The sequence below is a fragment of the Micromonospora psammae genome, assembly GCF_036902725.1.
In the GTDB taxonomy this organism is placed as follows: Bacteria; Actinomycetota; Actinomycetes; order Mycobacteriales; family Micromonosporaceae; genus Micromonospora.
Genome location: NZ_JBAKHM010000037.1, coordinates 1 through 13,479 on the forward strand (window position 1 = coordinate 1; position 13,479 = coordinate 13,479).

The 13,479-nt window shown below is 72.5% G+C and carries 10 protein-coding genes and 1 tRNA gene; 4 read left to right on the top strand and 7 right to left on the bottom strand.

All coding sequences use genetic code 11. The annotated features are described in order from the left end of the window. The 5 genes from V6U79_RS27975 to argS all read right to left on the bottom strand — a co-directional run. Window positions 1-3,165, bottom strand: a 3,165-nt coding sequence (locus V6U79_RS27975; RefSeq protein ID WP_334616507.1) for an efflux RND transporter permease subunit, incomplete at its 3' end; no start/stop codon positions are given. A gap of 104 nt (window positions 3,166-3,269) precedes the next feature. Then, entirely contained in the window at window positions 3,270-4,319 is a 1,050-nt protein-coding gene (gene thrC, locus V6U79_RS27980) for a threonine synthase (protein ID WP_334616480.1), read from the bottom strand. Between the two features lie 112 nt (window positions 4,320-4,431). Continuing rightward, the gene (locus tag V6U79_RS27985; RefSeq protein ID WP_334616508.1) at window positions 4,432-5,745 is read right to left on the bottom strand and encodes a homoserine dehydrogenase; all 1,314 of its coding nucleotides are present in this window, start codon (window positions 5,743-5,745) and stop codon (window positions 4,432-4,434) included. A gap of 8 nt (window positions 5,746-5,753) precedes the next feature. Further along, a complete protein-coding gene (gene lysA / locus V6U79_RS27990) occupies window positions 5,754-7,136 on the bottom strand; it encodes a diaminopimelate decarboxylase (protein WP_334616481.1) in 1,383 nt (460 codons plus the stop codon). Window positions 7,137-7,196: 60 nt separating this feature from the next. Next, window positions 7,197-8,861: an arginine--tRNA ligase gene (gene argS, locus V6U79_RS27995; RefSeq protein WP_334616482.1), complete on the bottom strand. Its 1,665-nt coding sequence runs from the start codon at window positions 8,859-8,861 to the stop codon at window positions 7,197-7,199. 98 nt (window positions 8,862-8,959) lie between these two features. Between argS and V6U79_RS28000 the strand changes: the two genes are divergently transcribed. Both V6U79_RS28000 and V6U79_RS28005 read left to right on the top strand, forming a co-directional pair. Continuing rightward, complete coding sequence (locus tag V6U79_RS28000) at window positions 8,960-9,757, top strand: thioredoxin-like domain-containing protein (RefSeq protein ID WP_334533389.1); 798 nt, start codon at window positions 8,960-8,962, stop codon at window positions 9,755-9,757. A gap of 13 nt (window positions 9,758-9,770) precedes the next feature. Beyond that, the gene (locus tag V6U79_RS28005) at window positions 9,771-10,439 is read left to right on the top strand and encodes a DUF305 domain-containing protein (protein WP_334533386.1); all 669 of its coding nucleotides are present in this window, start codon (window positions 9,771-9,773) and stop codon (window positions 10,437-10,439) included. A gap of 89 nt (window positions 10,440-10,528) precedes the next feature. On the opposite strand, the gene V6U79_RS28010 is transcribed toward V6U79_RS28005, so the two are convergent. After that, window positions 10,529-11,800 (bottom strand): hypothetical protein, encoded by a 1,272-nt coding sequence (locus V6U79_RS28010; RefSeq protein ID WP_334616483.1) that lies wholly within the window; start codon window positions 11,798-11,800, stop codon window positions 10,529-10,531. 281 nt (window positions 11,801-12,081) lie between these two features. On the opposite strand from V6U79_RS28010, the gene V6U79_RS28015 reads away from it, so the two are divergent. Continuing rightward, window positions 12,082-12,777 carry a winged helix-turn-helix domain-containing protein gene (locus V6U79_RS28015; protein WP_334616484.1) on the top strand — a complete coding sequence of 232 codons (696 nt, stop codon included), beginning with the start codon at window positions 12,082-12,084 and terminating at the stop codon, window positions 12,775-12,777. 86 nt (window positions 12,778-12,863) lie between these two features. Beyond that, window positions 12,864-12,938: transfer RNA gene (locus V6U79_RS28020), tRNA-Arg, on the top strand. Between the two features lie 59 nt (window positions 12,939-12,997). On the opposite strand, the gene V6U79_RS28025 is transcribed toward V6U79_RS28020, so the two are convergent. Next, a complete protein-coding gene (locus V6U79_RS28025; protein ID WP_334616485.1) occupies window positions 12,998-13,471 on the bottom strand; it encodes an SUKH-3 domain-containing protein in 474 nt (157 codons plus the stop codon). Window positions 13,472-13,479: the final 8 nt, after the last annotated feature.

Consider the following 13,479-nt stretch of genomic DNA (forward strand, 5'->3'; position numbering starts at 1 on the left):
GGCGGGCCGGCGGGCGTCGTCCGCCTCCGGGCCGCCGGCGGCGGCCTCCGGGCCGCCGTCGGTCGCGGCCGGAGCACCGTCCACCGCGGCCGGACCGCCCCGGCGCTGCGCCCGGCGCTCGCGCAGGGACTCCTTGGTGCGCTCCACCATGGTGTAGAGCGTCGGCACCAGCACCAGGGTCAGCAGCGTCGAGCTGAGCAGACCGCCGATGACCACGATCGCCAGCGGCTTCGAGATGAAACCACCCTCGCCGGTGAGCCCCAACGCCATCGGCAGCAGCGCGAAGATGGTGGCGACCGCGGTCATCAGGATCGGGCGCAGCCGGCGCCGGCCACCCTCGACCACCGCCTCGGCCACGCCCATCCCCTGCGCCCGGTACTGGTTGATCAGGTCCAGCAGCACGATCGCGTTGGTCACCACGATGCCGACCAGCATGAGCACGCCGATCAGCGCCGGCACGCCCAGCGGGGTGCCGGTGGCCAGCAGCAGCCCGATCGCGCCGGTGGCGGCGAACGGGATCGAGATCAGCAGGATCAGCGCCTGGGTGAGGCTCCGGAACGTCGCCACCATGATGAGGAAGACGATCGCGATCGCCGCCAGCACGGCCAGCCCCAGGTCACCGAAGGCCTCCTCCTGGTCGGCGCTGACGCCGCCCACCTCGAACGTCGCCCCCGCCACGTCGATGTCGTCCAGCCGCTTCTGCAGCTCCTGGGTCGTCGCGCCCAGGTTGGCGCCGGTGGCCGTGCCGGTCACCGAGACGCTGCGCTCGCCGTCGATCCGGGTGACCTGCTGCGGCCCCTCGGCCTGGACCACGTCCGCGATGTCGTCCAGCTTGACCGACCCGACCGGCAGGGCGCGCAGCTGCTCCACCGTCGTCGGCGGCGTCGCGGAGGTACGCAGCACCACGTCCCGCTGCCCGCCGTCGAGCGCCACCTGACCCAGCGGGGCACCCCGGTACGCCTGCGCCACCAGCTGCCCGACCGCGGCCTCGGTCAGCCCGGCCCGCGCGGCGGCGACCCGGTCGACGGTCACGTCCACCCGCGGCACCCGCGCGGCCAGGCTGGTGGAGACGTCCTCGACGTCCGGCGTGCCGGCCATCGCCGTACGGGCCGCCTCCGCGGCCCGGGCCAGCGCCTCGGGATCGGTGGCCTGGACGACCACCTCCAGCTGGTTGGCGGACGCGCCGCCCTCACCGCCGCCGAAGCTGAGCTCACCGGCCTCCGGGCCGAGGGTGTCGAACTCGCGGCGCAGGATCTCCCGCATCTCCTTGGCGTCGGTGTCGCCACCGAGCGCCACCGACCAGGTGGCGACGTTGTTGCCGCCGCCGCCCTGCCACGGGTTGTCGCCACCGCCGGCCGTGACCTGGTACGTCTCGACGCCGTCGGTGCGCTCCAGCACCGCCTCCACCCGGCGGGCCGCCTGGTCGGTGCCGGCCAGACCGGTGCCGGCCGGCAGCTCCTGGGTGATGTTCAGGGTGTCCTGGCCCGAGTCGTCCAGGAAGTTGGTCTTCAGCTGGCTGGCCAGCCCGAAGGTGCCGAGCAGCACCAGCACCCCGAGCCCCACGGTGATCCACCGGGTCGCCCGGGTACGGGTGGCGAACCCGATGGCCGGCAGGTACGCCCGCTGCAACGGGCTGCGCAGCTCCTTCTCCTCGGCGGCGCGGCGGGCCGCGGCGTCGTCCACCCCGCCCCGCGGCGGCTTGAGGAACCAGTACGCCAGCACCGGGATCACGGTCAGCGACACCAGCAGCGAGGCGAGCAGGGCCACCGTCACGGTGATCGCGAAGGGCGCGAAGAGCTGCCCGACGAAGCCGCCGACCAGCGCGATCGGGGCGAAGACGGCGACCGTGGTCAGGGTCGACGCGGTGACCGCGCCGGCCACCTCGCGGACCGCGCCGAGGATCGCGTCGCGCTTCGGCTCGCCGTACTCCAGGTGTCGTTTGATGTTCTCCAGCACGACGATCGAGTCGTCGACCACCCGGCCGACCGCGATGGTGAGCGCGCCGAGGGTGAGCAGGTTGAGCGAGTAGTCGCCGATCCAGAGAGCGATCAGCGCCACCACGACGGAGAGCGGGATGGAGACCGCGGTGACCACCGTCGAACGGATCGACAGCAGGAAGACGAGGATGACCACGACGGCCATGAGCAGGCCGAGCAGCCCCTCCGTGGTCAGGCTCTCGATCGACTTCTCGACGAACGGGGCCTGGTCGAAGACCACGGTCAGCTCGCTGCCCGAGGCGGACTTCAACTCGGCGAGCCGGTCCCGGATCTCGTGCGAGATCTGCACCGCGTTGCCGTCCGGGGCCGCGGTGACCGCGATGCCGAGGCTGTCCTGGCCGTTGGTCCGGGTGATCGCGGTGGCCGGGGCGAGCTGCTGCTCGACGGTGGCCACGTCGCCGAGCCGGACCGGCGCCGCCTTGGGCCCGGCCGGGGCGAGGACGATGCCGCGCAGGTCGTCGAGAGTGGCGATCGGCGTGCCGACCTGCACGGGCAGCGCCCGGGTGCCGTCGACGACCGTGCCGGCCGGCACCGCGACGCCGTTGGTCTTCAGCGCGGTGCCGATCGCGGTCGGCGAGAGCTTCGCCGCGGCCAGCTTGGCCACGTTCGGGGTGACCACCACGATGTCGTCCCGGGTGCCGGTCACCTCCACCGTCCGGACGCCCTCGATCGCCTCCAGCTCCGGTACGACCGTGTCCCGCAGCCGCTCGGCCAGCGCCCCCTGGTCGGACCCGCCGGCCGCGGCGAGCACCACCGCGGGCAGGTCGTCGGTGCTGCCGGCGAGGACCTGCGGGTCGACGTTCTCCGGCAGCTGCGCGTCGATCCGGCTCAGCGCGGTCTGCATCTTGTTGACCACGTCGTCCAGGTCGGTGCCGAACGCGTACTGCACCTGGATGGTGGTCAGTCCCTCCCGGGAGGTGGAGGTGAGCTTCTCCAGCCCCGGGATGCCCTGGAGGGCGTTCTCGATCGGCTCGGTGACCTGCGACTCGACGATCTCGGGGCCGGCGCCGGGGTAGGGGGCCACGATGAAGGCGGCCGGGAACTCCAGCGACGGCAGCAGCTGTTGCTTCAACGACGGTACGGCGAAGGCGCCGAACGCCGTGATCACCACCGCGACTAGTGCGACGAGCCCCCGATTGGCGAGGCTGAATCTGGCGAGCAGCGACATCAGCGTGGTCACTCCTGGGAGAGGGTGCGTGCGGGAGGGGTACGGGAAGTGTGCCCGACCCGACCCGCATCACCCGCAGCCGGGTCGCCGCCGGCGGGGGCGCCTCAGGCCAGGTCGAGGGAGCGCGCCGCGGCGAGGACGTCGTTGGCGATGGTGACCGGCGCGGGCGCGGTGGAGATGGCCCACTCCGGGTCCTTCAGACCGTGCCCGGTGACCGTGCAGACCACTGTGGAGCCGGCCGGGATCCGCCCCTGCGCCGCCTGCTGGAGCAGGCCGGCCACGCTGGCCGCGCTGCCCAGCTCGACGAAGGCACCCACCTCGCGGGCGAGCAGCCGGTACGCCGAGAGGATCTCCCGGTCGGTCACCGCGGCGATGAGTCCCTGCGAGGCGTCCCGGGCGTCCACGGCCTTGGTCCAGCTGGCCGGGTTGCCGATCCGGATGGCGGTGGCGATGGTGGAGGGCTCGTGCACCACCTGCCCGGTCACGATCGGCGCGGCCCCGGCGGCCTGGAAGCCGTACATCTTCGGGGTGCGGGTGGCGTTGCCGGCGGCCAGGTCCTCGCCGTAGCCCATCCAGTACGCGGAGATGTTGCCGGCGTTGCCCACCGGGAGACAGTGGATGTCGGGGGCGTCGCCGAGCGCCTCGACGATCTCGAAGGCGGCAGTCTTCTGGCCGTGCAGCCGGTCCGGGTTGACCGAGTTGACCAGCGCCACCGGGAAGTCCTGGGCGAGCTTCGCGGCCAGCGACAGGCAGTCGTCGAAGTTGCCCTGCACCTGGAGCAGCTTCGCCCCGTGCACGAGCGCCTGGGCCAGCTTGCCCAGCGCGATCTTGCCCTGCGGCACCAGCACCGCGCAGGTGATCCCGGCCCGGGCCGCGTACGCCGCGGCGGAGGCGCTGGTGTTGCCGGTGGAGGCGCAGATGATCGCCTTGTCACCGGCCTCGATCGCCTTGGAGACCGCCACGGTCATGCCGCGGTCCTTGAACGAGCCGGTCGGGTTGGCCCCCTCGATCTTGAGGTACACGTCGCAGCCGAGCCGGGCGGAGAGCACCGGCGCGGGCAGCAGCGGGGTGTTCCCCTCGTGCAGGGTGACGACGGGAGTGGCGTCGGTGACCGGCAGCCGGTCCCGGTACGTCTCAATCAGACCACGCCACATGTCGTTCTCCTCGCTCCCACCGCCGGCGTCCCGCCGGGGCCACGTCAAGCCTGGACCAGCCGCCCGGATCGGCTCCCGGCGCATCCGCCCCTAACCACAGGGCGGGACAGGATCACTGCCCGCCCTCGACCCGCAGCACGCTGGCCACCGAGCGGACGATGTCCAGGCCGCGCAGCTCCCGTACGGTCGCGGCCAGCGCGGCGTCCGGGGCGACATGGGTGACGATGACCAGGTCGGCGTCGGAGCCCTGCCCGGCCGGCCCGCCGCCCGCCGGCCCCTGCCGCACGGTGGCGATGGAGACGTCGTGCCGGGCGAACACCCCGGCCACCGCCTCCAGCACACCCGGGCGGTCGGCCACGTCGAGGCTGATGTGGTAGCGGGTCAGCGCCTCCCCCATCGGCCGCACCGCCAGGTCGGCGTACGCCGACTCGCTGGCCGCCCGCGCCCCGGCGAGCCGGTTGCGGGCCACCGCGACCACGTCGCCGAGCACGGCGCTGGCGGTCGGCGCGCCCCCGGCGCCGCGCCCGTAGAACATCAGCTGGCCGGCGGCCTCCGCCTCGACGAAGACGGCGTTGAACGCGTCGCCGACGCTGGCCAGCGGGTGGGCCAGCGGGATCATCGCCGGATGGACCCGGACGCTGACGGTCTCCCGACCGGCGGCGTCGGCGCCCCGGGCGGCGATGCAGAGCAGCTTGATGGTGCAGCCCATCGCCTTGGCGCTCGCCACGTCCGCGGCGGTCACCTCGGTGATCCCCTCGCGGTGCACGTCGGCCGCGCCGACCCGGGTGTGGAACGCCAGCGAGGCGAGGATCGCCGCCTTGGCCGCGGCGTCGAAGCCCTCCACGTCGGCGGTCGGGTCCGCCTCGGCGTAGCCCAGCTCGGTGGCCTCCTCGAGGGCCTCGGCGAAGCCGGCGCCGGTGGCGTCCATCGCGGAGAGGATGAAGTTGGTGGTGCCGTTGACGATGCCGGTGACCCGGTTGATCCGGTCCCCGTGCAGCGATTCGCGCAGCGGGCGCAGCAGCGGGATCGCCCCGGCGACCGACGCCTCGTAGTAGAGGTCGGCGCCCCCCTCGGCCGCGGCGTCGTGCAGCGCCGCGCCGTCCTCGGCGAGCAGCGCCTTGTTGGCGGTGACCACGCTCTTGCCGGCCCGCAGCGCCTCCACCAGCCAGGTGCGCGCCGGCTCGATGCCGCCGACCACCTCGACCACCACGTCCACGTCGTCGCGCTTGATCAGCCCGAGCGGGTCGGTGGTGAACAGGTCCGGGTCGACCGGCAGGTCGCCGCGGTCGCGGCCCACCCGGCGTACGGCGATGCCGGCGATCTCCAGCGGAGCGCCGATCCGGGCGGCGAGGTCGGCCGACTGCTCGTGCAGCAGCCGGATCACCTCGCTGCCCACGGTTCCGCAGCCGAGCAGCGCCAAACGCACAGGTGACGTCATCCCACATCCAAAGCGAGCAGGTCCTCTTCGGTCTCCCGCCGGACGATCAGCCGGGCGTGGCCGTCGCGCACCGCGACCACCGGGGGTCGGGGTACGTGGTTGTAGTTGCTGGCCATGCTCCGGCAGTAGGCACCCGTGCCGGGCACCGCGACAAGATCTCCCGGCTGCACATCGGCGGGCAGGAATTCATCCTTCACCACGATGTCCCCGGACTCACAGTGCTTTCCCACCACGCGGGCGAGCATCGGGGCGGCCACCGACGCCCGGTTCGCCATCGTGGCCGAGTACGAGGCGTCGTAGAGCGCGGTGCGGATGTTGTCGCTCATCCCGCCGTCGACGCTGACGTAGGTGCGGATGCCGTCCACGTCCTTGACCGTGCCGACCTCGTAGAGGGTGAACACGGCCGGCCCGACGATCGCCCGGCCCGGCTCGATCGACAGGTGCGGCACGGCCAGCCGCTCGGCGGCGCACTCCGAGTCGACGATCTTGCGCAGCCGCTTCGCCAGCTCCTGCGGCGCGGCCGGGTCGTCCTGGGTGGTGTACGCGATGCCGAAGCCGCCGCCGAGGTCCAGCTCGGGCAGCTCCACCCCGCGCGCGTCGCGGATCTGCGCCTGGAGGGAGAGCACCCGGCGGGCGGAGACCTCGAAGCCGTTGGCGTCGAAGATCTGCGAGCCGATGTGCGAGTGCAGGCCGCGCAGCTCCAGCACGCCCTCGTCGAGGATCTTGAAGGCGGCGGCCGCGGCCGCCCCGCCGGCGAGGGAGAAGCCGAACTTCTGGTCCTCGTGGGCGGTGGCGATGAACTCGTGGGTGTGCGCCTCGACGCCGACGGTGACCCGGACCATCACCTTCGGGCGGACGCCCCGCTCGCGGGCCAGCGCGGTGAGCCGGTCGATCTCGGTGAAGGAGTCGACGATGATCCGTCCCACCCCGGCGTCCAGCGCCCGGGTCAGCTCGCGCGTCGACTTGTTGTTGCCGTGGAAGCCGATCCGCTCCGCCGGCATTCCGGCCGACAGCGCGGTGGCCAGCTCGCCGCCGGTGCAGACGTCGAGGTGCAGCCCCTCCTCGGCGATCATCCGGACCACCGCCCGGCAGAGGAACGCCTTGCCGGCGTAGTAGATGTCCTCGGTCGGGAACGCGGCGCGGAAGTCCCGGCAGCGCGAGCGCAGGTCGTCCTCGTCGAGGACGTACACCGGGGTGCCGAACTCGGCCGCGATGTCGTGGACGCCGAGGCCGGCGACGGTGAGGGCACCGTCCGCCGCCCGGGCGACGTTGCGCGGCCAGAGCTCCGGCACCAGGGCGTTGACGTCGCCCGGCGGACGCAGCCAGGGCGGCCGGCTGCCGATGTCGCCGTGCAGGGCGCCGGCCTCGTGAGCCCGCATCACCGATCTCCGCTTCGCGACTCCGGGGCTCGCAAGCTCACTCCTCGCGCTCGCACGCGATCACATCCTCTCGGGGGCGGAGACGCCCAGCAGTCGCAGGCCGTTGGCGATCACCGTGCGGGTGGCGTCGTTGAGCCAGAGCCGGGTGCGGTGCAGGTCGGTGACCTCCTCCTCGCCACGCGGCAGGATCCGGCAGTTGTCGTAGAACCGGTGGTAGGCGCCGGCCAGCTCCTCCAGGTAGCGGGCGACCCGGTGCGGCTCGCGCAGCTCCGCCGCCGCGGCGACCACGGCGGGGAACTCGGCGAGCGCCTTGAGCAGCTCGTTCTCCTTCTCGTGGTCGAGCAGCTCGGGGCGGAAGCTGTCGGCGTCGCCCCGGGTCAGGCCGACCTCGGCGGCGTTGCGCCCGACGCTCGCCGTCCGGGCGGCCACGTACTGCACGTAGTAGACCGGGTTGTCGCGGGTGGCCCGGGTCCACAGCTCCACGTCGATGTCGATGGGCGAGTCGCTGGAGTAGCGGGCCAGCGCGTACCGGGAGGCGTCCACGCCGATCGCCTCGACCAGGTCCTCCAGCGTGACCACGGTGCCGGCCCGCTTGCTCATCCGCACCGGCACGCCGTCGCGGACCAGGTTGACCAGCTGGCCGATCAGGATCTCCAGGTTGCGCTCCGGGTCGTCGCCGAAGCACGCCGCCATCGCCTTCATCCGACCGATGTAGCCGTGGTGGTCGGCGCCCAGCATGATCACGACCCGTTCGAAGCCGCGCTCGCGCTTGTCGAGGTAGTAGGCGCAGTCGGCGGCGAAGTAGGTCCACTCGCCGTTGGACTTGCGCAGCACCCGGTCCTTGTCGTCCCCGAAGTCCGTGGTGCGCAGCCAGGTGGCGCCGTCGGCCTCGAAGAGGTGTCCCTGCTCACGCAGCCGGTTGAGCGCGTGGTCGAGCTCACCGCGGTCGTGCAGGTCCTTCTCGTTGAAGTAGGTGTCGAACTCGACACCGAAGCCGCGCAGCGAGGACTTGATCTCGGAGAACATCAGCGCGACACCCTCGACCCGGAAGACCTCCTGGGCGGTGGCGTCGTCCAGCTCCAGCAGGTCCGGCCGGACGCGCTGGACGGCCTCGGCGATCTCGTTGATGTACGCGCCGGCGTACCCGTCCTCGGGGGCCGGCTCGCCCTTGGCGGCGGCGAGCAGGGACCGGGCGAACCGGTCGATCTGGGAGCCGGCGTCGTTGAAGTAGTACTCCGTGCCGACCTCCGCGCCGGTGGCGCGCAGCAGCCGACCCAGCGCGTCGCCGACCGCGGCCCACCGGACCCCGCCGATGTGCACCGGGCCGGTCGGGTTCGCGGAGACGAACTCCAGGTTGATCTTCAGGCCGGCGAGCCGGTCGCTGCGGCCGTACTCCGGGCCGGCCTCGACGATCACCCGGGCGAGCTGCCCGGCGGCGGCCGCGTCCAGCCGGATGTTGAGGAAGCCCGGGCCGGCGATCTCCACCGACTTGACCCCCGCGGCGCGGCCGAGCTGCTCGGCGAGCGCGGCGGCCAGCTCGCGCGGCGGGACCCCCACCTTCTTGCTGAGCTGCAACGCCAGCGTCGAGGCGTAGTCGCCGTGCTCGGGGTTGCGCGGTCGCTCCACCGCCGTCCGCGCCGGGAGCGCGGCCGGGTCGAGGCCCCGGTCGGTGAAGACGGCGTGGGCTGCGGAGAGGACGACCTCAGCGAGTTCTGCAGGAGTCACTGATCCATGTTATCGGGGGTAGACTCGGGAACTCGGCGGCGACCCAGCGTGTCACCCGGCCCGCCAACTCCCCTGACCGACCGACCTGACGAGGAACGATGAGCATCAGCACCCCGGGCGGCCCCGAGCGCCGTCCGACCGTGGTCAGCACCGGCAAGAAGCCGGCGGCTGGCCGGCCCGCGTCCGGCGCCAAGCCCGGGGGCGGCAAGTCGACGGGCACCCCTCGCCCGACCTCGGGAGGCAAGGGCCCCCGTAAGCCGGTCACCCCGGTCAAGGTGAGCAGCGGCCGGGCCTGGGGGCCGATCGCCCTGTTCGTCGCCGTCGGCGTACTGGCCGTCGCGATCATCGGGTACGGCTCGTACGCGGCCTTCAAGGGCTCCCGCAGCTGGGAGGACCGGGCCGCCGACATCAGCGGGATCGTCAACTACCGCGAGAAGGACCCCGAGAGCCTCAAGTACGAGAGGCACACCTCCGGCCCGCTCCAGTACAAGTACAACCCGCCGGTCGGTGGCGCACACAACAACGCCTGGCAGAACTGCATGGGTGAGGTCTACGACGCCCCGATCGCCAACGAGCACGCGGTGCACAGCCTGGAGCACGGCGCGGTCTGGGTCACCTACCGGTCGGACCTGCCGAAGGACCAGGTGGAGAAGCTGGCCGACCGGGTGCGCGGCACCGAAAAGATGATGATGAGCCCGGTCGAGGGCCTCGACAAGCCGGTGTCGCTGCAGGCCTGGGGCTACCAGCTCAAGGTCGACGACGCGGGCGACGGGCGGATCGACGAGTTCATCAAGGCGCTGCGGGTGAACGCCTCCATCGAGGGCCCGACCGCCCTGTGCAACCAGGGCATCACGGCCACCGGCACCACTCCGCGCGACCTCCAGCCGACGCAGTAAGGGAACACCCCTGATGTCTGCTTCCGCCATGACGGAGGACGAGACCACCGCGACCCCGGCCGTCGACACCGACGGCCGGGGGACCACCCGCCGCACCGGCAGCCTCGCGCTGCTCGCCGCCGTCGTGGTCGGCCTGCTCCTCGGGTACGCCGGTGGCCTGCTCACGCCCGGGCTCGTCCGCCCCGGCGACACCTCCGTCGAGGCGGGCTTCGCCCGGGACATGACCACCCACCACACCCAGGCGGTGGAGATGGGCCTCACCGCGTACCGCTCGGCGACCCTGCCGGCGGTGCGTCAGATGGCGGTCGACATCGCGACCGGGCAGCAGGGCGAGATCGGCGCGATGCAGACCTGGCTGCGGCAGTGGGGGCTGGCCCCGACGGGCTCGGAGCCGCCGATGTCCTGGATGCCCGACGGCCGGGAGACGCTCCGCGACGGGCTGATGCCGGGGATGGCCTCCAGCGAGGAGATGAAGGCGCTGCGCGAGGCCCAGGGGATCGCGGTCGACCAGCAGTTCCTCAAGCTCATGATCGACCACCACCTGGGCGGCATCCACATGATCGACGCGGTGCTGGACGCCACGGACGACCGCGAGGTGGTCCGGCTCGCCACCACCATGAAGTCGACCCAGCAGAACGAGCTGAACAACCTGTTGGACCTGCAGAAGCAGGCGAAGGGCTGAGGCAACCGGCACCCGCGAGGGCCGTCCTCTCGCCGGTGGAGAGGGGGCGGCCCTCGTCGTCACGGCGCCCCTCCCGACCGCCGGTGGGTTCACCGGCGCAGCGGCACCCCCTGCGGTAGGAGGGTGCGGTGCCGGCCGGAGCCGGCCTCCTGCCACCAGGGTCCACCACTACCGTCCCGCCGCACCAGCAACAGCAGCCCCAGCAGCAGCCAGACGGCGGTGGCGCAGCGGTTCGCCGTCAGGGCGGGCAGCCCGAACGACGCGCCGATGACCACGAGGACCAGCCCGCCGGCCAGGCCCGACTCGGGGCGGCCGTTGCGGACGCCGGCCCAGCCGACGAGCAGCGCCGCCAGCAGCGCGGTGTGCAGGGCCACGCCGAACAGCCCGGCCATCACCAGCACCTCGACCCACCCGTTGTCGTAGGCCATCTGCAACCCGCCGAGACCCACCCCGAACGTCGGGGAGATGGCGAACATGATGTCGACGACGTCCTGCAGCGTGGACTGCCCCCCGAACCGGCCCGCGGTGTAGACCCCGACCTGGTCACTGCTGCCACTGCTGCCCGGGAGCAGGCGCAGCGCGAAGCTCTGCCCCTCCCACTGGTCGAGGTACCGGCTCGCGACGAGGTGGGCGGCGACCGTGGCCGCGCCGACCGCGGCCAGGCGGCGCCACCGGCCGGGGGCGAGCAGCGCGTACGCGATGGCGACCGGGACACCCACCAGCAGGAACACCTTCGACACCGACAGGACCCCGCCGACGGTCAACGCCAGCAGCGCCACCGTCAGGCGGCCGATGTGCTGCTGGTAGAGGTAGAGGGCGGCGAGGACGGCGACGGAGTACACCAGGCCGGCCTCGGCGGGCTGGTTGAAGATGCCCGAGTAGCGGCCGAGCTGTTCGGCCCGGTCGGCGACGCTCTCCGCCTCACCGAACAGCCGGAACGGGGCCAGCACCCGGGTGTCGTCGCTGGCGGCCGAGTGGATCGCGAGCAGCGCGTTGCCGGCCATCGCCCACACCACGGACGCGCAGACGGCGCGGAGCATGCGGCCCGGGTCCGCGCCGGCCCCGACCAGCATCCCGACGACGGCGACGACCGCGATCGGCAGGAGCACGTTGTCGAGGCCGGCGAGGATGCTGCCCGGGCGGTACAGAGTGTGGTTCGGCGGCGGGAGGAGCACCCCGGACGCGGCGACCGCGATGAGGGTCAGGTGCGCCGCGGCCACCCACTGCGCCGTGCCGGTGAGGCGGACGCGCATCCAGAGCCCGAACAGGAACAGGGCCGCGACCGCCCCGTAGACGCCAACCTGTTCCGTCCGCAGACCCGGCGCGAGGTACGGACCGAACGCGCCGAGGGTGAGCGTCACGACGCACAGCCGGGCCCAGCGGGTGGTTCTGGGGGACGCCGGGCCGGGGCGCGGCGGCAGATGGAACGTCACACAGGTGCAACGACAGGTCTCGCCCGCCGACACCGTGCGGCGAGCAGCCGCCGCTCCCGCCGAACCCACGCGGGCAGGCCGCTGCCGGTCCGATATGCACCTTCTAGGCCTCGCACCCCTTTAGGACGCTTCATCGCTTTAGGTGGACTTGATGAACCTTTTCAGCCATATAGCGTGACCGGTCGTGATTCGGGCTCGTTGCGCAGGACGTGGGGGTTGCACTCAGAGACGCGCGGCGCTCGGTCACCAGCTGGTGCCGGCGCCACACCATCGGCGGTGACGGAGCGGTGGCAGCCGTCCGTCGCGGACACCGGCAGGGCGAGTCCGGAACGCTCAGCCGCGACCAGGAACTGGAACTGATCGACGCCCTGCGGGGCGTCCATCCCGACGCGTTCGGGCTGGACGAGGAGCTCTGGACGCGACAGAGCCTCAGCCTGCTCATCCAGCGCCAGTTCGACCTGGCGATGGACTCCGGCATGGTCGGGGCGTACCTGCGGGCCTGGGGGTTGGGTCCGCGGGAGCCGCGGGAGCGGGCCTGCGGGCTCTGCGTCGGCGCGGTGGAGCGCTGGGTACGCAGCGAGTACCCGGCCATCACCCGGGCCGCCCAGGAGCACGCCGCCGAGGTCTACTGGATCGGCCGGGTACGCCTGCGGGGCACCATGCCGGCCGCCGACGTCATCTCGGCGGTGTCGTCCCGGGGCCGGGTCCGGTTCATGGTGACCACGCCCGGCGTCGACGCGCCGCTCCCCCGCGACTTCGTGCTGCGGCTCAGCGGCACCGAGGAGCGCACCGTGCACCTGATCGTGGACGGCTCCTGGCCTCGCAACGAGTGGCCCCGCCGCCTGCCCCGCCGCATCGCCCTGCACCCCCTGCCCAGCTGCGGCCGCGCCCAGGCCGCCGCCTGACCGGGCAGGTGGGCGACACGGAGAGAAGCAGCGGATACCGATTCGGCGATCGGTGGGGGCGTTTGCTAGTCTTTCCGAGTCGCTGAGCCCCCGTAGCTCAGGGGATAGAGCACCGCCCTCCGGAGGCGGGGGCGCAGGTTCGAATCCTGCCGGGGGCACCACAGATGCGAAGAAGCCCGGACCAGTTGGTCCGGGCTTCTTCGCGTTGGACGCTAGCCCCTCATTCCAGGTCATCCATGCTCAAGAGCCTGACGAGTGGACGGTTCGCCGACAACATGAACTCGATCGCCTCGTCGAGGGTGTCGCCCAGATGCCAGATCACGCCGGGTAACGCGGCTACCACCAGTCCGCTGGCGCCGAAGTAGACGTGCGACCGGCAGAGCCACCACCCCAGTGGACTGAAGGTCGTGCCGAACATCCTCTCCAGCCGCCGGCACTCGTCCCGGTTCCTCGTGCCGACTCCCAGCGGGTCGACGATGAACGGCTCATCGTTCTGGAAGTCCACGCCCCTCACCACGACCGGACCCACCCGCAGTCCGACGAGGGAGGCCAGAACCTCGATCGTCCTGTCATCCAGCCGGTAACCGAGACGGGAGAGTCGAGACGCGTGATCCGCGATGTCCACCCTCCGCTCACTCGACCACCCGCGCTCCGCCAGGGCGGCCCTGGCAGCCGGACCCAGCGACAGCTCCACCGATGCCC

Bases quoted from the DNA above. Each gene is read 5' to 3' on its own strand.
- V6U79_RS28005 (WP_334533386.1), top strand. From the start codon at position 9,771: ATGTCTGCTTCCGCCATGACGGAGGACGAGACCACCGCGACCCCGGCC.
- V6U79_RS28000 (WP_334533389.1), top strand. From the start codon at position 8,960: ATGAGCATCAGCACCCCGGGCGGCCCCGAGCGCCGTCCGACCGTGGTC.
- thrC (WP_334616480.1), bottom strand. From the start codon at position 4,319: ATGTGGCGTGGTCTGATTGAGACGTACCGGGACCGGCTGCCGGTCACC.
- lysA (WP_334616481.1), bottom strand. From the start codon at position 7,136: ATGCGGGCTCACGAGGCCGGCGCCCTGCACGGCGACATCGGCAGCCGG.